This is a genomic window from Streptomyces sp. NPDC050504 (assembly GCF_044458065.1).
GTDB lineage: Bacteria > Actinomycetota > Actinomycetes > Streptomycetales > Streptomycetaceae > Streptomyces.
Genome location: NZ_JBITHO010000002.1, coordinates 319,743 through 343,564 on the forward strand (window position 1 = coordinate 319,743; position 23,822 = coordinate 343,564).

Consider the following 23,822-nt stretch of genomic DNA (forward strand, 5'->3'; position numbering starts at 1 on the left):
GGTCAGCCCCTCGGGTAGCGGGTCAGCCAGCCCGGGGCCGAGGCCGTCGGGCCGTGCAGGGCCGGGCCCTGGGTCATCTCCATCGCGAAGTCGTCCGCCAGCTCCAGGACCGTGGACCGGCCCTCCAGCTCCGCGACCCAGCCCGGCGGGAGCGCCGTCTCGCCGTGCTGCGCGCCCAGCAGCGCCCCGGTGAGCGCGGCCGTCGCGGCGGACCTGCCGTCGTGGTTGACGGCCAGGCGCAGCCCGTGGCGCACGTCCTCGGCGACCAGCGCGCAGTAGACCGCGACCGCCAGGTCGCCCGCCGCGTCCGACGGGCCGTCCCCGGCGAGCGCGGCCGTCCTCGCCGGGCCCGGTATGCCCTGGCGCACCGCCCCCAGCGCGCTCTGCAACGCGTCCGTCACCGGCTGGTGGCCCGGTCGCGCGCCGAGCAGGCCGAGCGCGCGCTGCACCGTGCCGTCCAGGGAGTCGCCCCTGCTCAGGCCGTGCACCAGCACGGCGTACGCGCCCGCGGCCAGCGTCGCCGTGGGGTGGCCGTGGGTCTGCGCGGCGCACTCCACGGCCAGTTGCAGCACGAGCCCGGGCTCCCAGCCGACCAGCAGCCCGAACGGCGCGGAGCGGGTCAGCGCGGCGGAGTCCGCCGCGTCCCGGTTCTTCGGCTCCTCCAGGGTGCCCATCGTCTCGTCGCCGAGCCCGCTCAGGCAGGCGCGGCCCGGGGCGCGGCGCGCGTACAGCCACTCCTGCGCGGCGAGCCAGCCGTTGTCGGCGCGGCGCTCGTCGGGCCCCCAGTCGGACTGGGTGGCGGCCCAGCGGCGGTACGCGCGGTGCACGTCGGTCGGCGGGTGCCAGGCGCCCGTGTCGCGGCGGACCTGGGCGCGTATCAGGCCGTCGACCGTGAAGAGCGTCAGCTGGGTGGCGGCGGTGACGGCGCCCCGGTGCGGGGCCGGTGCGTAGTCGGTCAGCCCTTCGGGGCCGTGGGCGGCCCGGATCTCGTCGTACGCGAGGCCGTCCACGGGGGCGCCCAGCGCGTCGCCGACGGCGCCGCCGACGAGGGCGCCGCGGACCCGGCTGCGGAAGTCCTGCTGCTCGGTGCGGCCCCAGATGGCGGCTGCGCTGCCGGGAGCGGTGGTGCTCATGCTGGGCCTCCCCCTCGGGGCGGTCGGAGTGCGGTACGGAACTGCGGTGCGTGACTGCGGTACGGAATGCGCTCGGGTGCGCACTTTAATCGAACGGCGGTGCTGTTGATCAGGGGGCCAAACGCCTTTTTCGGGACATCAGTTGAGGGTTTCCGTCAGTTTGCGGAGCCGGGGTTCGATGGCTTCGCGGTCGGGGTCGGGGCAGGCGAGGAGTTCGGCGAGGTACTGGGCGGCTTCCTTGCGCCCGGTCCAGCGGGGGCTCGCCAGCAGGTCGTCCACGAGCGCGTCGGCGCGCGGCCAGTCGGCGAGCGCGCAGGCGGCCGTCAGGAGGTCGTCGCTCTCGTCCTCGTCGGCGGCGCGCGCCGCCTCCCGCCACAGCTCGGGGGTGTCCCTGCCGGTGCGGCGCAGGGTCAGCGCCCGCTGGAGCGCGCCGCACTCCACCGCCTCCGCCTCCGCGAGGCGGCCCGCGCGGCGCAGGGCCAGGGCGAGGGTGTTCGGGTCGGGGTCCTCCGGCAGCGCGGCCAGGGCTTCCGCGGGGCGGTCGACCAGCAGGAGCACGTACGCGTGCAGCCAGCGCGTCGGCCGGTCGCGCGCGCCGGACCGCGTCCCGGCCGTCCGGTCCCAGACCGCCAGCGCCTCCTCCAGCCTGCCCAGGCTGGTGTGCACGAGCATGGTCAGGGACAGCGCGCGGTCGGACTCGGGGTCGTCGTCGGGCACCCGCCCCAGGTCGGCCAGCGCCTCCTCGAACCGGTCCAGCCGATGGAGGGCCGTGCTCCGCCTGATGCGCGGCCAGGCCCCGTCGGGGTCGGCGGCGACCAGCGCGTCCCACACCGCGAGCACCCCATCGAAGTCCCCCCGCTCCTCCAGGACCTCCGCCTTCCGCAGCGCCGCCCACCGGTACCCGGGCCGCAGCTCCAGCGCCCTGTCCAGGTCCGCCAGCGCCTCGTCCGTGCGCCCCAGCGCGTGCCGGGCCATCGCGCGGCTGCCGTACGCCCAGGCGTACTCGGGGTCCAGGGCAATCGCCCGGTCGTACGCGGCGACCGCCTCCTCGTACCGCCCGGCGAAGCGGTACGTCTCCCCCAGCTCGCTCACGAACCACGCGTCGTCCGGGTCCCGTTCGAGCGCGCTCCGCACGTCCCGCAGCGCGCCCTCGAAGTCGCCGGAGCCGCGCAGGATGCGGGCCCTGTGGTAGAGCCCGAAGCGGTACTCGGGGTCGATCTCCAGCGCCAGGTCCGCGTCCGCCAGCGCCTCGTCCGTCCGGCCGAGCGCGGCCTTCGTCGTCGCCCTGCTGCCCAGCACCACCGCTTCGGACGGGTCGAGCGCGTGCGCCCGGTCGAGCGCGGCCAGCGCCTCCTCAAGCCGTCCCGCGAGCCGGTACGTCTCCCCCAGCTCGCCCGCCACCGAAGCCTGCCGGCCCCCGCTCAGCTCCTCCGCGCGCGCCAGGTCCGCGAGGGCGCCTTCGTACTCCGTCGCGTACCGGCGCGCGACCCCCCGCGCCACGTACGCCTCCCAGCTCTCCGGGTCCAGTTCGAGCGCCCGCTCGCAGTCGGCCGCCGAGTCCCGGTGGCGCTTGGCGGCGCGGTGCCTGCGGGAGCGCACGAGCAGCGCCCGCACCCGGTCCGCGTCGGCCAGGCGGCCCCGGGCGAGCAGCAGCCCCAGGACCCGTACGAGCCCGTCGCCCTCCTCCTCGCCCAGCGCCGTCAGGCACTGCGCGCCCCAGCGGCGCAGCGCGGCGTCGTCGGCGTCGTCGCCCGCCTCGGCGAGGGTCCTGGCCCAGCGGCGGGCGCGGGCCGTGCCCCCGTCGCAGGCGGCGACGCCCGCGCGCAGCGCGTCCGGGAGCGCGCCGGCCGGGTCGGCGCACAGCCGGTGGTACGTCGCGTCGTCCGCGGCGCCCCACTCCTCGTACGCCGCCGCGAGGCGGGTGTGGGCGGCGCGCCAGCCGCGGGGCGAGCGGGTGCGGGACAGGTGCAGCATGGGGCCGCGCACGACGGCGTGGTACTGCGCGCGGCCGCCGCGCACCGACACGAACGGCAGCGCGCACAGCCAGTCGTAGAGCCCCGGGTTCTCGGGGGACGCCACGTCGAAGACGTCCGCGTCCAGGCGGCGGGGCAGTGCGCAGGCCAGGGCGGCGGCGCGGTGGGCGGGCTCGGGGACCCGCTTGAGGAACCGGTCGACGGCGGTGGCGCTGGGCGCGTGCGGGTCGCCCGGGTTCTCCGCGAGCGTGGAGACGAGCACCGGGAGGCGGCCGGAGAGCCGGAGCACGTCCTGCACGACGGGCTCGTCGCGCACGCCCCTGGCGGCGAGGAGGGCGCGCGCCTCGTCCTCGGTGAACTCGCCCAGCGGCAGGTCCGTGACGAGCTCCGCCCAGTCGCCCCAGCGGGCCGCGTCGAGCCTGGACTGCCCGGCGAGCGTGACGACCGCGTTGAGCGGCAGGCCGCCGTGGTCCCTGGCGGTGTAGAGGGAGAGCAGCCAGGGGTCGAGGAACGGGGCGGTGCGCTCGTACGTGTCGAAGAAGAGCGCGATCCAGGGGGCGGCGGCGCAGGCCCTCTCCAGCTCGGCGACGAACACGGGCGTCAGCGCGCGCACCGGGTCCAGGACCAGCTGCACGTCCTCCTGGTTGCGGAACCTCGAACTGAGCACGCGCCGCAGCTGGTCCGCCTGCGCGGCGAGCTGTACGGGGTCGAGGGCGCCCACGAAGGGGCCGGCGCCGGGGAGGGCGCCGCCGCCCGCGAGGAGCAGCCGGGCCAGGAGCGTCGCGCCGGGCGAGGGGGCGGGTCCCGGGCCCGCGGGCGCCTCCTGGGGTTCGTCCTGGGGCGCGGGCGCCGCCAGGGCGGACTCCGCCTCGTGGCGGCGCTGGCGGTAGGTGGCGAGCTGCCGGTCGAGGTTCTTCAGGACCACGCCCTGCTGCGCGAAGGCCGCGCTGATCGCGGCCATCGCCTCGGGGGCGCTGGCGACCGTGTCGTCCACGTACGCGGTGAGGGCGGCGCGGTCGCGGGCGGTCTGCTCCCACTGGTGGACGAGGGAGGTCTTGCCCACGCCCGCGGTGCCGCGCACGTGGAAGACGAAGCGGTGCCGGTCGTCCTCGGGCGGGAGGTCGAAGTTGGCCCGGAAGAGGGCGCGTTCGGCGTCCCTGCCGATGAAGGCCGCGCGCTTGCGGCGCTGGAGAAGGTCCTGCATGGTCGGCCGCCCCCCGGATGCACCCATGGGGGCCAGTCTGGCATCGGCCGCCGCCGCGCGGGGCGGTTCCGGGGGTGGCGGGGGTTCGCCTGCGGCGGGCGTCCCCCCGCCCCGCCCCTTCCCGAAACCCTCCGGGGGCCCTGCGGGGCGGGGTGGCGAGCCCGCTCGGGGGCGGGTGGTCGCCCACGGCCCGGTGGTGGCTCGCCCGCGCGGTTCCCCGCGCCCCCGCGGGGCCCGCGCCCCCTACTCCGCCAGCGGCAGCAACCGCGGCAGGTGGCCGTCCGAGGCCTCCGCCGCCGCCACCCGCTCCTCGGGCACCTCTCCGTACAGCGTCGTCCGGGGCCGCGCGGGCCGCCCCGCCGCCTCCGCGATCGCCACCAGGTCCCGCACCGAGCGGTACGAGCCGTAACCCGACCCGGCCATCCGGGAGATGGTCTCCTCCATCAGGGTCCCGCCGAGGTCGTTCGCCCCCGACCGCAGCATCTCGGCGGCGCCCTCCGCGCCGAGCTTCACCCAGCTCGTCTGGATGTTGGTGATGTGCGGGTGGAGGAGGAGGCGGGCCATCGCGGTGACCGCCCGGTTGTCGCGGTCGGTGGGGCCGGGCCTGGCGATGCCCGCCAGGTACACCGGTGCGTTGGTGTGGATGAACGGCAGCGTCACGAACTCCGTGAAGCCGCCGGTCTCCTGCTGGATGCGGGCCAGCGTGCGCAGGTGGCCGAGCCAGTGCCTGGGCTGGTCCACGTGGCCGTACATCATCGTGGACGAGGACCGCAGGCCCACCTCGTGCGCCGTCCTGATCACCTCGATCCACTCCGCCGCCGGGAGCTTGCCCTTCGTGAGGATCCAGCGCACCTCGTCGTCGAGGATCTCCGCCGCCGTGCCGGGAATCGACCCGAGCCCGGCCTCCTTCGCGGCGATCAGCCACTCCCGGAACGAGAGCCCGGTGCGCGTCGCGCCGTTGACGACCTCCATCGGCGAGAAGGCGTGCACGTGGATGCCGGGCACCCGCTCCTTCACGGCCTTCGCGATGTCGAAGTACGCCGTGCCCGGCAGGTCGGGGTGGATGCCGCCCTGCATGCAGACCTCGACCGCGCCGACGTCCCAGGCCTGCGCCGCCCGGTCCGCGACCTGGTCGAGCGAGAGGGTGTACGCGTCGGCGTCCGTGCGCCGCTGCGCGAACGCGCAGAAGCGGCAGCCGGTGTAGCAGACGTTGGTGAAGTTGATGTTGCGCGTGACGACGTACGTGACGTCGTCGCCGACGACGTCGCGGCGCAGCTGGTCGGCGATCCGGGTCAGCGCGTCCAGCGCGGGCCCGTCCGCGTGGAACAGCGCGAGCGCCTGCGCGTCGGTGAGCTTCGTCGGGTCGTCGGCGGCCTGCCCCAGCGCCTCGCGCACGTCGCCTTCGATGCGGGAGGGCACCATGCCGGGCGCCGCCGCCTCGCGCAGCGCCTCCCAGTCGCCGTACACCGCGTCGAAGTCCTCGCGGCGGTCGCCGGTGCGGCCCGTCGTGTCGATGGTGGCGTGCAGGTCGACGCGGCCCGTGGCGGTGAAGCCCTCGTCGGGCTCCTGCCAGGGGCGGCCCACGACGGGCGCGTCGGGCACGGCGAGGCCGGTCGCCGGGTCGGCCAGGGCGCGCACGTGCGGCAGCAGGCGCGGGTCGAGCCAGGGCTCGCCGCGCTGGACGAACTCCGGGTAGACGCAGAGCCGTTCGCGCAGCTCGAACCCGGCGTCGGCGGACCGCGCCGCCAGGTTCTCGATCTGCGGCCAGGGCCGCTCGGGGTTGACGTGGTCGATCGTCACCGGGGACACCCCGCCCCAGTCGTCGATGCCCGCGCCGATGAGGCGCGCGTACTCGCCGGCGACCAGGTTCGGCGGCGCCTGGATGTTGCCGGCCGGGCCCATGATGTGGCGGGCGACGGCGACCGTGGCGACCAGGTCGTCGAGGTCCGCGTCGGGCATGCCGCGCATCGCCGTGTCCGGCTTGGCGCGGAAGTTCTGGATGATCAGTTCCTGGACGCCGTGGTAGGACCGCGCCACGCGGCGCAGCGCGAACAGGGAGTCCGCGCGCTCCTCGTACGTCTCGCCGATCCCGATGAGCAGCCCCGAGGTGAAGGGCACCGACGAGCGGCCCGCGTCCTCCAGGACCCGCAGCCGCACGGCCGGTTCCTTGTCGGGGGAGCCGTGGTGCGGGCCGCCGGGCTCGGACCACAGCCGCTCGGCGGTCGTCTCCAGCATCATGCCCATGGAGGGCGCGACGGGCTTCAGGCGCTGGAAGTCGGTCCAGGACAGGACGCCCGGGTTGAGGTGCGGGAGCAGGCCCGTCTCCTCCAGGATGCGGATCGACATGGCCCGTACGTACGCGATGGTGTCGTCGTAGCCGTGCGCGTCCAGCCACTCGCGGGCCTCGGGCCAGCGGTCCTCGGGCTTGTCGCCGAGGGTGATGAGGGCTTCCTTGCAGCCCAGCTCGGCGCCCTTGCGGGCGACGTCCAGGACCTCGTCGGGCGACATGAACATCCCGTGCCCGGCGCGCCGCAGCTTGCCGGGGACGGTCACGAAGGTGCAGTAGTGGCACTTGTCCCGGCACAGCCGGGTGAGCGGTATGAAGACGCTCTTGGAGTACGTGATGACACCGGGCCGACCGGCGGCTTCGAGGCCCGCGTCGCGCACCCGGGCGGCGGACGCGGTCAGGTCGTCCAGGTCGGCGCCGCGCGCCTGGAGCAGGACGGCGGCCTCGGCCACGTCGAGCGCGACGCCGTCACGGGCGCGTTTGAGGGCACGGCGCATCGAGTTGGCGGTGGGTCCGGTCTGCGCGCTCGTCGTCATCCCTTGAGCATACGGCGGGCCGCCGAAGCGGTTCCGGCTGCTCCCGCGCAGGTCGCGGGGGGTGGCATTCCGGCCAATCGCCTCCCCGCCGCGCGCCCGCCCCGCCCCGCCGACGGGCCGTCAACGGGCCGTCAACGGGCCGTCAACGGGCCGTCCGGCACGGGATTTTCGGCCGGGTCCCGACCGGCGCCCCGCACCCGTCTGGTGACGCTGCGTCCGCACGCGGATACTGGACGCTCACGGGACGGCGGCACGTCCCGTGGGGAAGTGCCGCCGGCACGACCCGTCCGTGTGGTTCAGAGGTACTGGGCGTAGTCGTCCAGCACCCGCAGCACCTCGGCCTCCCCGCTGGACGGAAGCTGTAGGACCACCTCCTCGATGCCGAGCCCCGCGTAGTGCTCGATCTTGCCGGGGCTCGGCACCACGGCGTACGGCACGACCTGGAGCCTCCCGGGGTCGCGGCCCGCGTCCGCCCACGCCGCGCGCAGTCGCGGCAGCGCATCGGCGAGGCCGCGCCCGCCGATCGGCAGCCAGCCGTCGGCGTACGCGGCGACGTGCGCGAACAGCTTGGGGCCCGCCGCGCCCCCGACGAGGACGCGCGGCCCGTCGCCGACCGGCTTGGGGTACGCGAACGAGGCGCGCACGGACGCGAACTCGCCCTTGTGGGCGGTCGGTTCGGCCGCCCACAGGGCCTTCATCAGGCCCATCCGGTCACGGACCAGTTCGCGCCGCGAGGCCCAGTCCACGCCGTGGTCCGCGGCCTCCTCCCGGTTCCAGCCGAAGCCGACGCCGAGCGTGAGGCGGCCGCCGCTGAGGTGGTCGAGGGTGGCCGCCTGCTTCGCCAGGTCGATCGGGTCGTGCTGGGCGACGAGCGTGATGCCGGTGCCCAGCGTCAGCCGCTCGGTGACGGCCGACGCCTGGCCGAGCGCGACGAACGGATCCAGGGTGCGGCCGTACTCCTCGGGCAGCTCGCCGCCCGCCGGGTAGGGCGTGCGGCGCTCGACGGGAATGTGGGTGTGCTCGGGCAGGTAGAGCCCGGCGAAGCCGCGCCGCTCCAGCTCGCGGGCGAGGCCGACGGGGGTGACGGTGCGGTCGGTGAGGAAGGCGGTGACGGAGATGCGCATGCCGTCGAGGGTGGCCGCGCGGGGACCGTCCGGTCAACGCACCCACGCCGTTTCCCTTCCCTTGCACGGGAGTTAACGGCTCAATACGAGAGTCGACGCACATCACACGCACTCACTCGCACTCACTCGCGCACGGCTGGGAGCCGACACATGATGGGTAGACGCGGACTGATCGTGACGGGGGCGGCGGGCGCCCTCACCCTGGGGACCGTGAGCTTCGCGGAGGCGGCGGAGTCCGACTCCGGCTCCGGGACCGGCGCCGACCGGGTGCGGACCGTGCGCGGCACGCTGCCGCCGGGCTCGCCCGACTACGTCTACCTGCCGGTCGAGGTGCCGCGCGGGGTGCGGGAGATCCACGTCTCGTACGCGTACGAGAAGCCGCAGGTGCCGCCCGGCACCCAGTCCAACGCGCTGGACATCGGCATCTTCGACGAGCGCGGCACCGAACTGGGCGGCCGGGGCTTCCGGGGCTGGTCGGGCGGGGCCCGCACGGAGTTCTTCGTCCGCGCGGACGCGGCGACGCCCGGGTACGTCGCGGGGCCGGTGCGCGCGGGCCTGTGGCACGTGGTCCTCGGCCCGTACACGACCGCGCCGACCGGACTGCCGTACACCGTCACCGTCACGCTGCGCTTCGGCGCGCCCGGAAAGACGCCGCGCCCGGTCTACCCGCCGGACCGGGCGAAGGGCCGGGGCCGCGACTGGTACCGGGGCGACTGCCACCTGCACTCGGTGCACTCCGACGGGCGCCGCACCCCCGCCGAGATCGCGGCGGCGGCGCGCGCGGCCGGCCTGGACTTCATCAACTCCTCCGAGCACAACACCCATGCGGGGCACAGCGCGTGGGACGGGCTGTGGGGCGACGACCTGCTGATCCTCACCGGCGAAGAGGTCACCACGCGCAACGGCCACGTCGTCGCGGTCTCGACCGACCCCGGCACGTTCGTCGACTGGCGCTACCGGGCGCGGGACAACCGCTTCGGGCACTACGCGCGGGAGATCCGCCGCGCGGGCGGCCTCGTCGTCCCGGCGCATCCGCACGCCACCTGCATCGGCTGCAACTGGAAGTTCGGCTTCGGCGAGGCGGACGCGGTGGAGGTGTGGAACGGGCCGTACTCCCCCGAGGACGAGATCGCCCTCGCCTCCTGGGACAACACGCTGACCAGCGGCCGGGGTTGGACGCCCGCGATGGGCAACAGCGACGCGCACCGGGAGCCGCAGCTGGTGGGCATGCCGCAGACGGTCGTCCTCGCGGACGACCTGACGCGCGAGGCGATCCTCGCGGGGATCAGGGCGGGGCACTCGTACATCACGGAGTCGTCGGCGGTCACGGTCGCCTTCACCGCCACCGGGGGCCGCGCGCGGCAGGCCGGCATCGGGGAGCGGCTGCGGGTGGAACGGGACGCGCCGGTGGCGGTGCGGCTGGAGGTGACGGGGGCCCCGGCGGACTGCACGCTGCACCTGGTCACCGACCAGGGGACGCTGCACACCGGGCGGGGCGGGGTGGCGGAGTGGACCACCACGCCGCAGTACGCGGCGTACGTCCGCGCGGAGGTGCGCCGCCCGCCGACGGTGCCGGGGCTGCCGGGGGCCCTGGTGGCGCTGACGAACCCGATCTTCCTGGGCGGCTAGGCCCCATCGGGCGGCGGGGCGGGCGCCGCGCCCGGGGCGGAGCGGAATCCGGACACGTGCGGCAGGCATGGCCGGTGCACGGCGCAACCCCGGGGCGCGGCACCGGGTCGTACCCGGCATGCCAAGATCCCGCACCTCCCTCACCGCCGCCCTCGCCGTCGTACCGCTGCTCCTGCTCACCGCCTGCACGGACGGCGACGAACCCGCCGACGGGAAGGCGAAGTCCGCCGCCGCGCACCCCGTCTTCTCCAAGCCGCTCGACCTCCAGCCGCTCGCCGCGCTCGAACAGACCAAGCAGAGCGGCAACGCGGTCTTCGAGCAGAAGGTGACCTTCGGGTCGAAGAAGGGCGACGCCGTCCTGACGACGGCCGGGCGCCTGGACTTCACCGAGGAGCGGGGCACGGCCACGCGCGCGTGGCGCGTCGCGGACGGGTTCGGCGAAGACGCGAAGGACACCTTCCTGGGCAGCACCCCGACGGATTCCAGGCCCGCGCCGTCGATGCGGATCGAGGCCGACGCGCAGCACGTCAAGGTGCGCGCGGGCCGGGCCGGCTACTGGCTGGAGTTCAAGGCCGGAGGCATCGGCGGCGCCTGGGAGCAGAGCGGCCCCGTCACCGAACTGCACGGCACCGAGGCGGCGATCGGCGGCACCCTCCTCGAAGTGGTGAGCGGCGCCCGGATCACCCGGCAGTCCCCCGCGCCGGGCGGCGGGCGGCGCTATACGGCCGAGGTCGCGGTCGACAACGCCGGGCGCCTCATCCCCTCGGACCTGCACGAGGAGTTGGCACCCGTCTGGATCCCGGACGCCTCCCGGCCCCCCGCGCCGCTCTCCCTGACCGTCGACGCACGGGGGCGGATCACCGGCGCGACGGTGGAGCTGTCGGCGGTCCGCCCGACGAAGGGGCCGCTGAGGCAACTGACGTCGGTGCGCGCGGAACTGGTGCTCTCCGGGCACAGCGCTTCGCCGCCCGCGCCGCCCGCCGAGGGCGAGCGGGTGCTCGCATCCGAGAAGTCCGTGGTGCGGACGCAGGACGTGAAGCCCGGCAGGTGCGTCGACTTCGACACCGGGCTGCGCACCAACCACGCGGTCGTCGAGGTCCCGTGCGGAGGGAAGCACGACGGGCGGATGTTCGACCGTGTCGAACTGTCCGGGGAGAACTCGATGAGCGCGGCGAACGCGGCCTGCGCGGACGCCCACGGGCGGGCGCCGCGCGCCTGGACCTCGGAGGGGGACGGGTACTGGACGCAGTGGGACGGCGCGCGGGGCTCGGACGACGCGCGTCGCGGGCCGAGCGCGGTCTGCTACGTGGCGTCGCGTTCCTGAGGGGCCCGTACAGCGGGTTCCAGCTGGTTCAGCGGTGGCAGAGCGCCGCGTCCACGACCGCCTCCATCCGCTTCAGGTACCCCTTGTCCGCGGGCTGCGTGGTCACCGCGACGTTCGCCGCCCGACGTCCGTCGGGGGTCGCGCCGCCCCGGGTCTCGTACCCGGGGAAGCTGCCGCCGTGCCCCCAGTAGCGCCCGCCGCACGACAGCGGCCTGCTGACGAGGCCGAGGCCGTAGCGGGCGCCGGGCCCGAAGTACTCGGCCTTCACGGTCCTGCGCATCTCGGCCAGCGCGCCCTTCGAGACGAGGCCGCCCGACATCAGCGTGCCGAAGAACCGGTTGAGGTCGGAGTTGGTGGAGACCAGCTGCCCGGCGGCCCAGGCCCACGACGGGTCGATCTCCGTCACGTCGCTCAGCGGGGCGCCGGGCTCCAGCGGGTAGTAGCCGTGCGGGTGGGGCCCCCGGATCCCCGCCTCGCCGGAGGCGGGGAAGTAGGTGTGGCGCAGCCCGGCCTTCTCGACGACGCGCCGCTCCAGCTCGTCGGCGAAGGGGCGGTGCGTGACCGCCTCGACGAGGAGCCCGGCCACCACGTAGTTGGTGTTGCTGTACTTCCAGCTCTTGCCGGGCTCGAACTCCGCCTTGTGCCGCAGGGCGAGCGCGACGAGTTCGCGGGGGTCGTAGGGGCGGGGCCGCAGGTCCTCGTACTCGGTGTAGTTGGGCAGTCCGCTGGTCTGCTGGAGGAGCTGGCGGACGGTGATGTCGTTCCCGTCGATGCCGTCGCCGCGCAGGAGGCCGGGGAGGTGGTCCTCGACCGGGTCGTCCAGGCCGAGCCTGCCCTCGTCGACGAGCTGGAGCACGACGACGGCGGTGAACGCCTTGGTGTTGCTGCCGACGCGCACCTGCCCGTCGACGGGGACGGCGGAGCCGGTCGCGAGGTCGCCGACGCCCGAGGTGCGGTCGCGGGTCGCTCCGTCGCGGCTCCGGACGCCGGCGAGGGCCGCGGGGACGCCGTAGTGGCGCACGAGGGAGTCGAGTCCGCGCTGGACGGGGTCGTACGCGGCGGCGGGGGTGGAGGCGGGGGCGGGGAGTGCGGCGGGCGCGGCGCTCGCTGCGGGCGCCGCGCTCGCTGCGGGCGCCGCGAGGAGTCCCACGGCCCCCGCCGCCGCCACCGCCACCGCGAGGGCTCCGCGCCGCCGCGCCCGACGGGACCTCTGCCTCGATGCCTGTTCACGCACGTGCCACTCCTAGGGGGAGGAAGGGATCGCTGTCAGGTGCAAGCATTTCCGGGTACGGGGGTCCCGGACGATCCTGCTGGCCTCCGTCGCACGGTGGGGCTGCCCCCAGGTCCCCAGGTCCCCAGGTCCCCTGGCGCCCAGGTCCCTGGGCGGCAGGGGACGTACGCTCGTAGGTCCCGCCTCTTCAGGAAGGACCCGCCCCATGACCCCCGGCCCCCGGTCGGTCGACCGCGCCCTGGCGCTCCTCGACCTCGTCGCGGAGGCGGACGGGCCCGTGGGGGCGAAGGAGCTGGCGCGGCGCGCGGGGGTGTCGCTGTCGACGGCGTACCACCTGCTGGGCCCGCTGACCGAGCGCGGGCACGTCGTACGGGCCCCGGGCGGGTACGTGCTCGGGCACCGCGCCCCCGCCCTGCACCGCGCGTTCCGGCGGCAGCTCGGCGGCGCGCCCGACGTGGCGGGGCTGCTGCTCGCGGCGCGGCGGGCGACCGGGGCGGAGGCGTACTTCTCGACGTACCGGGGCGGGCGGATCGCCGTGATCGACTCGACCGCGCCGGTCACCGACACCACGGACCCCTTCACGCCGGGCCCCGAGACCCGGGCGCACGCCACCGCGCACGGCAAGGTCCTGCTGGCCTCGCTCCCCCGCCGCGAACGGGCCCGCTACCTGGCCGACCACGGGATGGCCCGCTTCACGGACCGGACGATCACGAGCGCGGAGCGCTTCGAGGCGGAGGCGGTACGGGTGCGCGGGGGCGGCGTGGCGGTCTCGATGGGCGAGGCGGACCCGGCGTACACCTGTCTGGCGGTACCGCTGCCGGAGGGCCACGCGCTGTCGGTCGCGCTCCCGACGCGGGAGTTCCGGGCGCGGCACGGCGCGCTGCGCGCGGCGCTCCTGGGCCTGGCGGGGGCGTAGCGCTCCCGGGGGCCGCACGCCCCGCCGGAGCCCTGCCCACGCCCCGCCGGAGCCGTTTTCCGGCCCTGCCGGAATCGTCCGGTCCCCGTCTGGCCCGCCGGTCCCCCTTCCCGCACCCTGGATCGCATGATCTTCATCGCCGTACGGTTCACCGCCCGCCCCGAGCACGCCGAGAACTGGCTGACGCTCGTCGACGACTTCACCCGCGCCACCCGCGCGGAGCCCGGCAACCTCTTCTTCGACTGGTCGCGCTCGGCCGACGACCCGAACCAGTACGTCCTCCTGGAGGCCTTCGCCGACTCCGACGCGGGCGCGGCGCACGTGCGGTCCGCGCACTTCGCGGCGGGCCTGGAGGCGATGGCGGGCGCGATCGCCACGACCCCCGAGATCATCAACGTGGAGATCCCGGACCAGCAGGGCTGGGGCGCGATGGCGGAGCTGTCGCCGCGCGACTGAGCGTTGGACGGGGCGGGGGCGCCCCTTCAGGAGGGCGCCCCTTCAGGAGGGCGCCCCTCAGTCCACCACCAGTGAAGGCGTGTCCTTCTTCAGGACCTCGCCGCGGAAGAACGCCGGGCTCCGGCGCTGCATCGCCACCATGATGACCAGGCCGAGCCCCAGCAGCCCCACCCCGATCACGAAGACCGAGCCGACGCCGAAGACCTCCGAGCCGCTGCCGTACGCCGGGTCCCACATGTCGTACAGGGTCTTGCCGAAGACGGCCGCCAGGAGCAGGCCGCCCACCACCGGGAACAGGCCCTTGAAGACCAGGTCCCGCACCGAGCGGCGCAGCTCCCCGCGGAAGTACCAGGCGCAGGCGAACGCCGTGATCGCGTAGTAGAAGCAGATCATGAGGCCGAGCGCGTAGATCGTGTCGACCAGGACGTGCTCGCTGACCAGCGTCATCACGGTGTAGAACACGCCCGTCGCCACGCCCGCCGTGACCGTCGCGCGGCCCGGCGTCTTGAAGCGCGGGTGGACGCGGGCGTACGAGGCGGGCAGCGCCTCGTAGGCGGACATCGCGAGCACCGTGCGGGCGACCGGGATGAACGTCGTCTGGAGGCTGGCCGCGGCCGACGCGAGGACCGCGACGAAGAGCAGGATGCCGAGCCCGGGGCCCATGACGGGACCCGCGAGCGCGGCGAAGACGTTGTCGGAGGTCTCGGGGTTCGCGAGGCCCAGCCCGCTCTCGCCGGAGCCGACGGCCATCTGCGCGGCGACGCCGGTCGCGAGGTACGAGCCGACCAGCACCACCATCGCGATGAGCGCGGCCCGGCCCGGGGTCCTCTCGCTGCCGGTCGTCTCCTCGTTGGCGGTCAGGCAGGCGTCCCAGCCCCAGTACATGAAGATCGAGAGGGAGAGTCCGGCCGTGAAGGCGGCGAAGGACTGGACGGCGAAGGGGTTCAGCCAGGACCAGGAGAAGTCGAGGGAGCCCGCGAAGTCGGCGCCGCCCGAGCCCGCCTTGGCGAAGGCCATCGCGACGAAGAGCACGAGGACGACGAGCTGGAGGCCCACCAGGGCGTACTGCACGCCCTTGGTCGCCGTCATGCCCCGGTAGCTGATCGCGGTCGCCGCGGCGATCAGGGCGAGGCAGGTGACGATGTGGACGGCCTTGTTGCCGTCGAGGTCGGCGACGGACGCCTTGCCGGTGATCTCCCCGGCGAGCAGCCAGAAGTACGAGGTCGCGACGCCCGCGAGGTTGGACAGGACGATGATCGTGGCGATCACCAGGCCCCAGCCGCACATCCAGCCGACGCGCGGCCCGAACGCCTTCACGGTCCAGGTGAAGGAGGTGCCGCAGTCCGGCATGGAGCGGTTCAGCTCGCGGTACGCGAAGGCGACCAGGAGCATCGGGAGGAAGCCCGCCAGGAACACCGCGGGCATCTGGATCCCGACCTCGCCGGCGGTGGAGCCCAGCGTCGAGGTCAGACAGTAGACGGGGGCGACGGTGGAGATGCCGATGACGGCGCTGCCGACCAGCCCGACGGAGTTCCCGCCGAGGCCCTTAGTGCGTACGCCGCCCCCTTCGGGGCGTCCCGTTACCGTGGCTCCGGCCTGGGGCCGCGCTTCCGTCTGAGTCATGAACGGGACGTTAACGCCTGCGCTTTCCACATCCGGAGTACATGAATCCGCCTTGCCCGCCTTGGATTTACCGGGGGTAGGGGGGTGCGGGCAGGCATAGCGAAGCCAGGTGGCCCGTACGGCGTTCAATCATTCGGTTCGAGAGCCCTTCTCCGCGATACGGAAACCGCACCCCGGCCCGTTTTGCCCCGTTTCAAAGTTTCCCGCCCCGGTTCTCCTCACGTCGTCCAGACCACCGACTGCACCTCGCTGTACGCATGCAGCGCGTACGACCCCACGTCCCTCCCCACCCCGCTCTGCTTGAACCCGCCGAACGGGGCCTCCATGTTCCGGCCCACCGTGTTCACCCCGACCCCGCCCGCCCGCAGCCGCCGCGCGACCCGGAACGCGCGGGCCGCGTCGCCCGACCACACGTAGTCGATCAGCCCGTAGTCGGAGTCGTTGGCGAGCGCGATCCCCTCCTCCTCGTCGTCGAAGGGCACCACCGCCACCACGGGACCGAAGATCTCCTCGCGCACCACCCGCATGTCGTTCGTGCAGTCCGCGAGCAGCGTCGGGGCGACGTAGAACCCCTTCTCGTACGGAGGGCCCGAGGGCCGCCCGCCGCCCGCGACGACCCGCGCGCCCTCCTTGCGGCCCAGCTCGACGTACGACTCCACCCGGTCGCGGTGCGCGGCCGAGATCACCGGGCCCACGACCGTGCCGGGCGCGGCCGGGTCGCCGACCTTCATGAAGGCGAGGTAGCCCGTCAGCTGCTCGACCAGCCGCTCGTAGATCCCGCGCTGGGCGATCACCCGCGTCGGGGCCGTACAGATCTGCCCGCTGTAGAACGCGAAGGTCGTGCCGATGCCGCGCACCGCCGAGCCGAGGTCCGCGTCGTCGAAGACCAGCGCCGCGCCCTTCCCGCCCAGTTCCAGCAGCTGGCGCTTCATCGTGCGCCCGCACACCTCGCCTATGCGGCGGCCGACGGCGGTGGAGCCGGTGAAGGAGACCATGTCGACGTCCGCGCAGTCCACGGCGGCCTCCCCCACGGCCGCCGCCGTGCCCGTCACGACGTTCACCACGCCCGGCGGCACGCCCGCCTCCGCCAGCGCACCGGCCATCCGGTAGACGGAGAGCGGGTCCTGCGGGGCGGGCTTCACGACGACCGTGTTGCCCATGGCGAGCGCGGGCGCGACCTTGCCCGCCGGGTTCGCCCAGGGGTTGTTGTACGAGGTGATGCAGGAGACGACCCCCACGGGCTGCCGGACCACCAGCGCCCCGAGCGCCGCGGCGGGGCCGAGCGGCCCCGCCTCGTTGACCTGCGGCACCAGCGCGGTCTCGACCGGCTCCAGCGCGCCCTTCGCGTACCGCTCGAAGCGCGCGACGCCCACCGCGACCTGCATGCCGCGCGCGGTGGCGGTGGTCGCGCCGGTCTCGGCGCGGGCGAGCGCGGCGTTGACCTCGAAGTCGCGGCGCATCAGGCTGGCCGCCCGGTCCAGGACCGCGGCGCGCTCCTCGGGGGCGGTGCGCGACCAGCCGTCGAAGGCGGCGCGGGCCGCGGCGGCGGCCTCGTGCACCTGGTCGCGGCTCGCCTCGGGGGCGAGGCCCACGGTCTCCCCGGTGGCGGGGTTGACGACCTCGTAGTGCCCGCGGGCGGGCTCGACCCACTCGCCGCCGATGAACAGCCGCTGCTCCCCGCCCGCTTGGCGCCCGCTCACTTGGTGCTCACCGTCCTCGTGTCGGTGCCCGAGCGCAGCACCTTCCCCGGTACGGCCCCGGTGACGCGGTCGTCGCGGACGACCTCGACGCCGTTGACCCGTACCGACACGATCCCGACCGCCTTGGAGTCCAGGCGCGGGCTGTCGCCCGGCAGGTCGTGGACGAGGGTCGCCGGGCCCGCGTCGATGCGCCCGGGGTCGAAGAGGACCAGGTCGGCGTGGTACCCCTCGGCCACCCGGCCCCGGTCGACCAGCCCGAAGAGCCGGGCGGGGTCGTCGGTGAGCATCTTCACGGCCTCCTCCAGGGTGGCGAGCCGCCGCCCGCGCAGGCAGTCGCCGATGAAGCGGGTGGTGTACGGGGCCCCGCACATCCGGTCCAGATGGGCCCCGGCGTCCGAGCCGCCGAGCAGCACGTCCTCGTGCCGCCAGGTCTCGGCGCGCAGCGCCCAGGACGCGGGGTCGTTGTCGGTGGGCATCGGCCAGAGCACCGTACGGAGTCCGTCGGCGGCGCAGATCTCGACGAGGCAGTGGAACGGGTCCAGGCCGCGCTCGGCGGCGACGTCGCGCACGACGCGGCCCGAGAGGCCTTCGTTGGCCTCGGAGTACGTGTCCCCGACGACGTACCGCGCGAAGTCCGTGAGCCGCCGGAAGACGCCCGCCTCCTCGGAGTGGGCGCGCCGCAGCAGCTCGGCGCGGGTGTCCGCGTCGCGCAGGCGCGCGATGCGCTCGGGGACGGGCAGGGCCAGGACCTCGCCCCAGCCGGGGATGAGGTTGAGCGCGCAGAACGTCCCCAGGGACATGTTCATGGGGGTGAGGATCGGCATGGTCAGCGCGACGACGCGGCCGCCGGCCGCACGGGCGCGCTCGCCGGGGAGGAGCTGGCGCGGGACCCGGTCGGGGACGGCGGCGTCGACGGTGAGGACGTTCCAGTTGAGGGGGCGTCCGGCGGCGGCGCTCATCTCGACGAGGAGGTCGATCTCGTCCTCGTCGAACCGGTCGAGGCAGCCCGCGACGATGGCCTCCAGCTGGGTGCCCTCGTGCTCGCCCACGGCGCGGCACAGGGCGAGGAGTTCGCCGGGCTCGGCGTGGCGGGAGGCGACGGGGGCGCCGTCGCCGTCGGAGTGGGTGGTGGACCGGGTGGTGGACAGGCCCCAGGCACCGGCGGCCATGGCGTCGTGCAACAGCCGCACCATGTCCCGGAGTTGGATGTCGGTGGGCGGCTCGCCACTGGTCGCGTCCGCGCCCATGACGTGTCTGCGCAGTGCGCAATGGCCCACCATGAAGCCCGCGTTGACGGCCGTGCGGCCGTCGAGTGCGTCCAGGTACTCGCCGAAGGTGTGCCAGTTCCAGGGCGCGCCCTCTTCGAGCGCGACGAGGGACATGCCCTCGACCTTGGACATCATGCGGCGCGTGTAGTCGGCGTCGCCCGGACGGTCGGGGTGGAGCGGGGCGAGCGTGAAGCCGCAGTTGCCCGCGGCGACGGTGGTGACGCCGTGGTTGAGGGAGGGGGTGGCGTAGGGGTCCCAGAAGAGCTGGGCGTCGTAGTGGGTGTGGGGGTCGACGAAGCCGGGGGCGAGGACGAGGCCGGTGGCGTCCTCGGCGGTACGGGCGTCCCCGGTGATGCCGCCCGGCGGGGCGACGGCCACGACGCGCCCGCCGCGGAGCGCGACGTCGGCGGGACGGGCGGGGGCGCCGGTGCCGTCCACGAGGGTGGCGTTGCGGTAGAGGTGATCGAACATGGTGCGGCTCCCTTCGGAGGCGGTCTTGTGGGTCCCGTCGCCCGGGAACCGCGCGAGAGTGGGGCACGGCACACGCCGGGCGAACCCGTCCGGAGCGGGCGCGACGGGACCCTCGTTACGCCGCCTCGCGGAAGCGGGTCGTCCGGTGCACCGGGTCCGTGTCGATCTGCGGAATCACGTGCTCCCCGATCAGCCGGATCGTCCGCATCGTGTCCTCGTAGGAGACCCCGATCGGCAACCCGAACGAAAGCTGGTCCGCCCCCGCCTGCTCCCACCGCTTGCACTGCTGGAGCACCTCGCCCGGATCCCCGCAGATCATCAGCTCCTCCGCGATGAGGAGCTCGATGATCTCCGCCGAGTACTCGGGCAGCAGCTCGGGCCACTCCGGAATCCCCTCCGGCCGGGGAAACGTGTCGTGGTACCGGAACAGCAGGGACTGCAGGTAGTTCAGCCCGCCCCCCACCGCGATCTCGACCGCCTTCTCGTGCGTCTCCGCGCAGATCGCCGTCGACGTGACCATCACGTTGTCGTTGACGAAGTCCCCGACCGCCCGCGCCTCCTCGACCGCCGTCTTGTAGGAGTCGACGACCCACTCCATGTCGGAGACCTTCTGGACGCTGAACCCCAGGACGCCGAGCCCCTTGCTGCCCGCCATGGCGTACGAGGACGGGGAACCGGCCGCGTACCACATCGCCGGGTGGGACTTCCCGTACGGCTTGGGCAGCACCTTGCGCGGCGGCAGCGACCAGTGCTTGCCCTGGAACCCCTGGTACTCCTCCTGGAGCCACATCTTGGGGAACTCGGCGATCGTCTCCTCCCAGATCTCCTTGGTGTGGTTCATGTCGGTGATGCCCGGCATGAACCCCAGGATCTCGTGCGATCCGGCCCCGCGGCCCGAGCCGAACTCGAAGCGGCCGCGCGAGAGGTGGTCGAGCATGGCGACCTTCTCCGCGACCTTCACCGGGTGGTTGACCGGGGCGAGCGGGTTGAAGATCCCGGACCCGAGGTGGATGCGCTCCGTGGCGTGCGCGAGGTAGCCGAGGTAGACGTCGTTCGCCGAGAGGTGCGAGTACTCCTCCAGGAAGTGGTGCTCGGAGGCCCAGGCGTACTTGAAGTTCGACTGGTCCGCCTGGATGACGTACTCGGTCTCCTCGATCAGCGCCTTGTGCTCGGCCTCGGGGTCGGCCTCGGCGCGCTTGCCGACGTACCCCTGCACAAATATCCCGAATTCCAAGGGGGTTCACCACCCTATCCATCCCTGACGGACCGTCAGATTCGATGTCCCGACTGTTCCACCGAGCCCATCGGGCGTCAATACCTGATGGACCGTCAGCTCAGAGCGGGGTGACGCCCGCCAGCCAGCCGCCGTCGATGACGAACGGCTGCCCCGTGATGTACGAGGAGTCCTCGCCGGTCAGGAAGAGCGCGAGGCGCGCGACCTCCTCGGGCCTGCCGATCCGGCCGAGCGGGACGAGCTTCTCGTACAGCCCGTCCACCGACGCGCGCGCCTCGTCCGGGTCCGTGCCGGGGACCAGCGCCGCCGGGTTGGTCATGGGCGTGTCCACCGCACCGGGGCACACCGCGTTGACCCGGATCCCCTTGCCCGCCAGCTCCAGCGCGGCGACCCGCGTCAGGCCGACGACCGCGTGCTTGGTCGCGGCGTAGGCGCCGACGTACGCCATGCCGGTGAGCCCGGTGTACGAGGCGGTGTTGACGATCGTGCCGCCGCCCGCCGCCTCGATCTCGCCGGCCACGGCCTTGATGCCGAGGAAGGCGCCGATCTGGTTGACCTGGATGACCTGCTGGAACTCCTCCAGCGGGGTGTTCACCAGCTCGTTGAACCGCAGGATGCCCGCGTTGTTGACCAGCCCGTCGACCTTCCCGAAGGCGTCCTTCGCGGCGGCGACCCCGGCGGCCCAGTCGTCCTCGCGGGTCACGTCCAGGTGGACGTACCGCACGGCCCCGGGCCCGTACTGGTCCGCCAGTTCCCCGGCGACGCGCCCGCCCGGCTCGTCCAGCACGTCCGCGAGGAGCACCCGCGCGCCCTCCGCGGCGAAGAGCCGCGCCTCCTGCTCGCCCTGCCCGCGCGCCGCGCCCGTCACGATCACGACGCGCCCGTCCAGCTTGCCCCCGGCCTTGCCCACTGCCTCGCCCACGGCGGTCTCCTATCCCAGATGCGGCGCCACGCTCGCGGCGAACTCCGCCATCTGATCGGTGAGTTCTCTACGGCTCCGGCTGCGGAACCGCACCTGGATCCGGTCCACGCCCATCTCGCCGTACGCCCGCAGCGACTCGGCGACCGCCTCCGGCTTGCCGGTGAGGGTGCGCCGCCCGACACTCCACGCCGGGTCGCCGACGTACAGCGGCTCGGCGATCGCCCCGATGGCGATCGGCGCTTCGATGCCCGCCTCCTCGCGCAGCGCCCTCACGCGCGCGATCTGCCCGGGGAGCCGGTCCCTCGGGTCACCCTGGGGCAGCCACCCGTCCCCGCGCAGCGCGGCCCTGCGCACGGCGGCGGGCGAGGACCCGCCGACCCACAGCGGCACCCGCGCCTGGGCGGGCCGCGGCCGTTGCCCGAGCCCGCCGAAGGAGAACAACTCCCCGTCGTGCTCCGGGAATTCGTCCGCACCGAGCGCGGCCCGCAACGCGTCCACGGTCTCGTCGAGCACCGCCCCGCGCCGCTCGAAGTCCACGCCCAGCGCCTCGAACTCCTCCCGCACGTGCCCGGCCCCGACCCCGAGGACCAGCCGCCCGCCGGAGAGGTGGTCGAGGGTCGCGTACTGCTTGGCGGTGAGCAGCGGGTGCCGCAGCCCGACGACCGCGACGTGGCTGAGGAGCCGTACGCGCTCGGTGGCGGCGGCGAGGAAGGAGAGCGTGGCGACGGGGTCGTACCAGACGGTCGACATGGTGTCGGCGAGGCGGCGCGGCACGGCGACGTGCTCGCAGCAGGCGATGTAGTCGAAGCCGCAGCGGTCGGCGGTGCGGGCGACGTCGAGCAGGTCACCGGGCCCTGCGGCGGCCTCCCAGGGCTCGGCGAAGAGGGCGCTCAGCGCCTGTATCGGAAGCTGCATCCCGTACGAGACCACCCGAACCACCCCGCCCGACGTCGATCTGATGGACCGTCACATACTCCAGCCTGACGGCCCGTCGGACAAGGGCGGGGGCGGGGCAGGCCGCGACGAACTCGGCCTCGCCGGGCGTGGCCCCGACGGCGATGGCCTACCTCGGGAGCGCGACACCGATCCCCCCTGCCCGAACCATTCAGCCCCTCCTCGGCAAACACGGCAATGTCGGCGAAGGCCATGCGCCAGGCGGTCCACCGAAGCTCCCCGGCACCGGGAGGGACCGGCTACCGCCCGCCCCTCCCGGTGCCGGGGCATTTTCATTTCTGACTGTCAATCAGTTTCTGTACCTCTGGAGGGACGCCCTTCCCCTTCCCGGCGTGGAGCGCGACGAAGACGACATCGTCGGGAGCGGTCCCTACCGCGAGGGCGACCTCGGGAGCGAGACCCTTCACCGCGTAGGCGGTCTCCGTTTCCGCTTCCCCGTCGTCACCCCTGCCACCGGTGTCGTCGCAGGGCGGCTTGGTGGCATCACCCAGCTTCGCCCCGACCGTGAACTCCACGTTCGCGACGTCCCGGTACGCCCTGCCCTGGTAATGGACTTCGAAGACACAGGAACTCTCGCCCCCTGCGCCGCTGTTGCCGTCCGCCGTACACCCGACGGCCGCCACCATCGCGGCCACCACCAGCGCCGCGGATCGTTCAGCCCGGCCCATCAAGCCCTCCTCAGTAGACGCTCCGAAGACCGAGGACGTCTCCCTTGCCCAAGGTCCTGGCTTTCGTCGAGCACATGATTGAGTTCGTGTACATGGTGAGGTTCCCGTGCCCTGCCCCGACGTGCCCCATCCCGAAGACGTGCCCGGCCTCATGCGTACCGACAGAGCGGATGTCGTACTTGCCCGAGCAGCCGCTGGTCACCGTGTTCGTGAAGTCGAAGTCATGCGTGTTGAAGCGGACGTCCGCTTCCCGCAGGTCGTTCTTGACGCCGAGCATGGGCCAGCTCCACGTGCAGGTCGTGGCCACAGCAGTGTCCTTGATGTCTCCCGCGTCCCAGGTGCTCACCCCGTCCCGCGCGGTGCACTGGCCTCTGGTGTTGATGTCCGCCTCGAAGCTGCCGATGCCCAAGTAGTTCGACTTGGCGTCGACCGCGTCGCCGAGGCCGCAGTCGTCATAGCTCTCGGTGATGTTGTCGATGGCGTCCCAGAAAGCCCACTTGGCAGCGGTCTGGGACAGCCCTCCGGGTAGTCCACCGTCGCCGAGGTACCAGTTGTAAGTGCCGTACTCCTTGAGGTCGTCAGTCTTGTAGGCGCTGTCGCTGCACGCGGCGGGGGAGCCTGCGGCTTCCACGGCCGGCACCTCGGGCCCCGCGCTGGTGTCGGACGCGTCCGCGTCGACGGTCTCCGATTCCTGCGACAGGTCGCCCGGCGTCCGGACCGGGGTCGACAACGCGTCCGGCACGTCCGAACCGGCGACGGAGGCATCCGCAGCGCCATCGGCAAGGTCGTAGGAAACGGTGCCGTCGACGGCGACCTCCAGTGTGAACCCGTGCGTCGTGCCGTCGGCGCTCAGCGCGTGGACGCTCACCGTCGTACCCGGCTCGGGCACCGTGACACCGGTTCCGTCGTACGTCACGACGCGCCCCACCGCGTCGCACTTGATCACGGACGAGCCGTCCGGCAGATCGTCAACGGCCAGATCACCGTCTTCGAGCATGCAGACGTCCGTCCCAGGCGTCTCCGCCTGGGCGCTGCCCGCGATCGTCGATAACGTTGTCGCGAGTGCGAAGGCAATGATCGATCTACCTATGAGCTTCGGGTTGGCCCCAGCCACTCTTCACCCCCCGGGTCGTCCCGCCATGCGGGAATTGATCAGACCCTCTGGAGAT

Annotated in this window: 17 protein-coding genes; 4 read left to right on the forward strand and 13 right to left on the reverse strand. The window is 73.8% G+C overall.

Translation table 11 applies throughout. The features are described from left to right. Nucleotides 1–2 precede the first annotated feature (2 nt). From ACIBNE_RS07250 to ACIBNE_RS07265, 4 genes are all read right to left on the reverse strand, one after another. Nucleotides 3–1,133 carry an ADP-ribosylglycohydrolase family protein gene (locus tag ACIBNE_RS07250; RefSeq protein ID WP_399270460.1) on the reverse strand — a complete coding sequence of 377 codons (1,131 nt, stop codon included), beginning with the start codon at nt 1,131–1,133 and terminating at the stop codon, nt 3–5. Between the two features lie 138 nt (nt 1,134–1,271). Then, nucleotides 1,272–4,337, reverse strand: a complete 3,066-nt coding sequence (locus ACIBNE_RS07255) for a tetratricopeptide repeat protein (protein WP_399270461.1) — start codon at nt 4,335–4,337, stop codon at nt 1,272–1,274. Between the two features lie 216 nt (nt 4,338–4,553). Beyond that, nucleotides 4,554–7,133, reverse strand: a complete 2,580-nt coding sequence (locus ACIBNE_RS07260) for a bifunctional FO biosynthesis protein CofGH (protein ID WP_399270462.1) — start codon at nt 7,131–7,133, stop codon at nt 4,554–4,556. Between the two features lie 296 nt (nt 7,134–7,429). Continuing rightward, nucleotides 7,430–8,257: an LLM class F420-dependent oxidoreductase gene (locus ACIBNE_RS07265; protein ID WP_399270463.1), complete on the reverse strand. Its 828-nt coding sequence runs from the start codon at nt 8,255–8,257 to the stop codon at nt 7,430–7,432. 150 nt (nt 8,258–8,407) lie between these two features. On the opposite strand from ACIBNE_RS07265, the gene ACIBNE_RS07270 reads away from it, so the two are divergent. Continuing rightward, nucleotides 8,408–9,886, forward strand: coding sequence for a CehA/McbA family metallohydrolase (locus ACIBNE_RS07270; protein WP_399270464.1), 1,479 nt, complete (start codon nt 8,408–8,410; stop codon nt 9,884–9,886). A 118-nt stretch (nt 9,887–10,004) separates the two neighbouring features. Next, complete coding sequence (locus ACIBNE_RS07275; protein WP_399270465.1) at nt 10,005–11,210, forward strand: hypothetical protein; 1,206 nt, start codon at nt 10,005–10,007, stop codon at nt 11,208–11,210. Between the two features lie 28 nt (nt 11,211–11,238). Here ACIBNE_RS07275 and ACIBNE_RS07280 read toward each other — a convergent pair whose 3' ends face one another. Continuing rightward, nucleotides 11,239–12,444 carry a serine hydrolase domain-containing protein gene (locus ACIBNE_RS07280; RefSeq protein ID WP_399270466.1) on the reverse strand — a complete coding sequence of 402 codons (1,206 nt, stop codon included), beginning with the start codon at nt 12,442–12,444 and terminating at the stop codon, nt 11,239–11,241. A 202-nt stretch (nt 12,445–12,646) separates the two neighbouring features. On the opposite strand from ACIBNE_RS07280, the gene ACIBNE_RS07285 reads away from it, so the two are divergent. Together ACIBNE_RS07285 and ACIBNE_RS07290 are read left to right on the forward strand one after the other, a co-directional pair. Beyond that, nucleotides 12,647–13,357 carry an IclR family transcriptional regulator gene (locus ACIBNE_RS07285; protein ID WP_399270467.1) on the forward strand — a complete coding sequence of 237 codons (711 nt, stop codon included), beginning with the start codon at nt 12,647–12,649 and terminating at the stop codon, nt 13,355–13,357. 126 nt (nt 13,358–13,483) lie between these two features. Further along, nucleotides 13,484–13,813, forward strand: a complete 330-nt coding sequence (locus ACIBNE_RS07290; RefSeq protein ID WP_399270468.1) for a putative quinol monooxygenase — start codon at nt 13,484–13,486, stop codon at nt 13,811–13,813. 57 nt (nt 13,814–13,870) lie between these two features. Here the strand turns inward: ACIBNE_RS07290 and ACIBNE_RS07295 are convergent, their stop codons facing one another. The 8 genes from ACIBNE_RS07295 to ACIBNE_RS07330 form a co-directional block, all read right to left on the reverse strand. Then, the gene (locus tag ACIBNE_RS07295) at nt 13,871–15,436 is read right to left on the reverse strand and encodes an APC family permease (RefSeq protein ID WP_399270469.1); all 1,566 of its coding nucleotides are present in this window, start codon (nt 15,434–15,436) and stop codon (nt 13,871–13,873) included. 218 nt (nt 15,437–15,654) lie between these two features. Beyond that, a complete protein-coding gene (locus ACIBNE_RS07300) occupies nt 15,655–17,136 on the reverse strand; it encodes an aldehyde dehydrogenase family protein (RefSeq protein ID WP_399270470.1) in 1,482 nt (493 codons plus the stop codon). Then, nucleotides 17,133–18,875: an amidohydrolase family protein gene (locus ACIBNE_RS07305; protein WP_399270471.1), complete on the reverse strand. Its 1,743-nt coding sequence runs from the start codon at nt 18,873–18,875 to the stop codon at nt 17,133–17,135. Before ACIBNE_RS07305 ends, ACIBNE_RS07300 begins: the two co-directional genes overlap by 4 nt. Nucleotides 18,876–18,990: 115 nt before the next feature. Then, nucleotides 18,991–20,109 carry an LLM class flavin-dependent oxidoreductase gene (locus ACIBNE_RS07310; protein WP_399270472.1) on the reverse strand — a complete coding sequence of 373 codons (1,119 nt, stop codon included), beginning with the start codon at nt 20,107–20,109 and terminating at the stop codon, nt 18,991–18,993. A gap of 100 nt (nt 20,110–20,209) precedes the next feature. Next, nucleotides 20,210–21,031 carry an SDR family NAD(P)-dependent oxidoreductase gene (locus ACIBNE_RS07315; protein ID WP_399270473.1) on the reverse strand — a complete coding sequence of 274 codons (822 nt, stop codon included), beginning with the start codon at nt 21,029–21,031 and terminating at the stop codon, nt 20,210–20,212. A gap of 9 nt (nt 21,032–21,040) precedes the next feature. After that, the gene (locus ACIBNE_RS07320; RefSeq protein WP_399270474.1) at nt 21,041–21,946 is read right to left on the reverse strand and encodes an LLM class F420-dependent oxidoreductase; all 906 of its coding nucleotides are present in this window, start codon (nt 21,944–21,946) and stop codon (nt 21,041–21,043) included. A 311-nt stretch (nt 21,947–22,257) separates the two neighbouring features. Continuing rightward, a complete protein-coding gene (locus ACIBNE_RS07325; RefSeq protein WP_399270475.1) occupies nt 22,258–22,653 on the reverse strand; it encodes a DUF6281 family protein in 396 nt (131 codons plus the stop codon). A gap of 10 nt (nt 22,654–22,663) precedes the next feature. Next, nucleotides 22,664–23,767: a peptidase M10 gene (locus ACIBNE_RS07330; protein ID WP_399270476.1), complete on the reverse strand. Its 1,104-nt coding sequence runs from the start codon at nt 23,765–23,767 to the stop codon at nt 22,664–22,666. Nucleotides 23,768–23,822: the final 55 nt, after the last annotated feature.

Excerpts from the sequence above, each read along its gene's own strand:
- ACIBNE_RS07250 (WP_399270460.1), bottom strand. The coding sequence starts at position 1,133 with ATGAGCACCACCGCTCCCGGCAGCGCAGCCGCCATCTGGGGCCGCACC.
- ACIBNE_RS07255 (WP_399270461.1), bottom strand. The coding sequence starts at position 4,337 with ATGGGTGCATCCGGGGGGCGGCCGACCATGCAGGACCTTCTCCAGCGC.
- ACIBNE_RS07260 (WP_399270462.1), bottom strand. The coding sequence starts at position 7,133 with ATGACGACGAGCGCGCAGACCGGACCCACCGCCAACTCGATGCGCCGT.
- ACIBNE_RS07265 (WP_399270463.1), bottom strand. The coding sequence starts at position 8,257 with ATGCGCATCTCCGTCACCGCCTTCCTCACCGACCGCACCGTCACCCCC.
- ACIBNE_RS07270 (WP_399270464.1), top strand. The coding sequence starts at position 8,408 with ATGATGGGTAGACGCGGACTGATCGTGACGGGGGCGGCGGGCGCCCTC.
- ACIBNE_RS07275 (WP_399270465.1), top strand. The coding sequence starts at position 10,005 with ATGCCAAGATCCCGCACCTCCCTCACCGCCGCCCTCGCCGTCGTACCG.
- ACIBNE_RS07285 (WP_399270467.1), top strand. The coding sequence starts at position 12,647 with ATGACCCCCGGCCCCCGGTCGGTCGACCGCGCCCTGGCGCTCCTCGAC.
- ACIBNE_RS07290 (WP_399270468.1), top strand. The coding sequence starts at position 13,484 with ATGATCTTCATCGCCGTACGGTTCACCGCCCGCCCCGAGCACGCCGAG.
- ACIBNE_RS07295 (WP_399270469.1), bottom strand. The coding sequence starts at position 15,436 with ATGACTCAGACGGAAGCGCGGCCCCAGGCCGGAGCCACGGTAACGGGA.
- ACIBNE_RS07305 (WP_399270471.1), bottom strand. The coding sequence starts at position 18,875 with ATGTTCGATCACCTCTACCGCAACGCCACCCTCGTGGACGGCACCGGC.
- ACIBNE_RS07320 (WP_399270474.1), bottom strand. The coding sequence starts at position 21,946 with ATGCAGCTTCCGATACAGGCGCTGAGCGCCCTCTTCGCCGAGCCCTGG.
- ACIBNE_RS07325 (WP_399270475.1), bottom strand. The coding sequence starts at position 22,653 with ATGGGCCGGGCTGAACGATCCGCGGCGCTGGTGGTGGCCGCGATGGTG.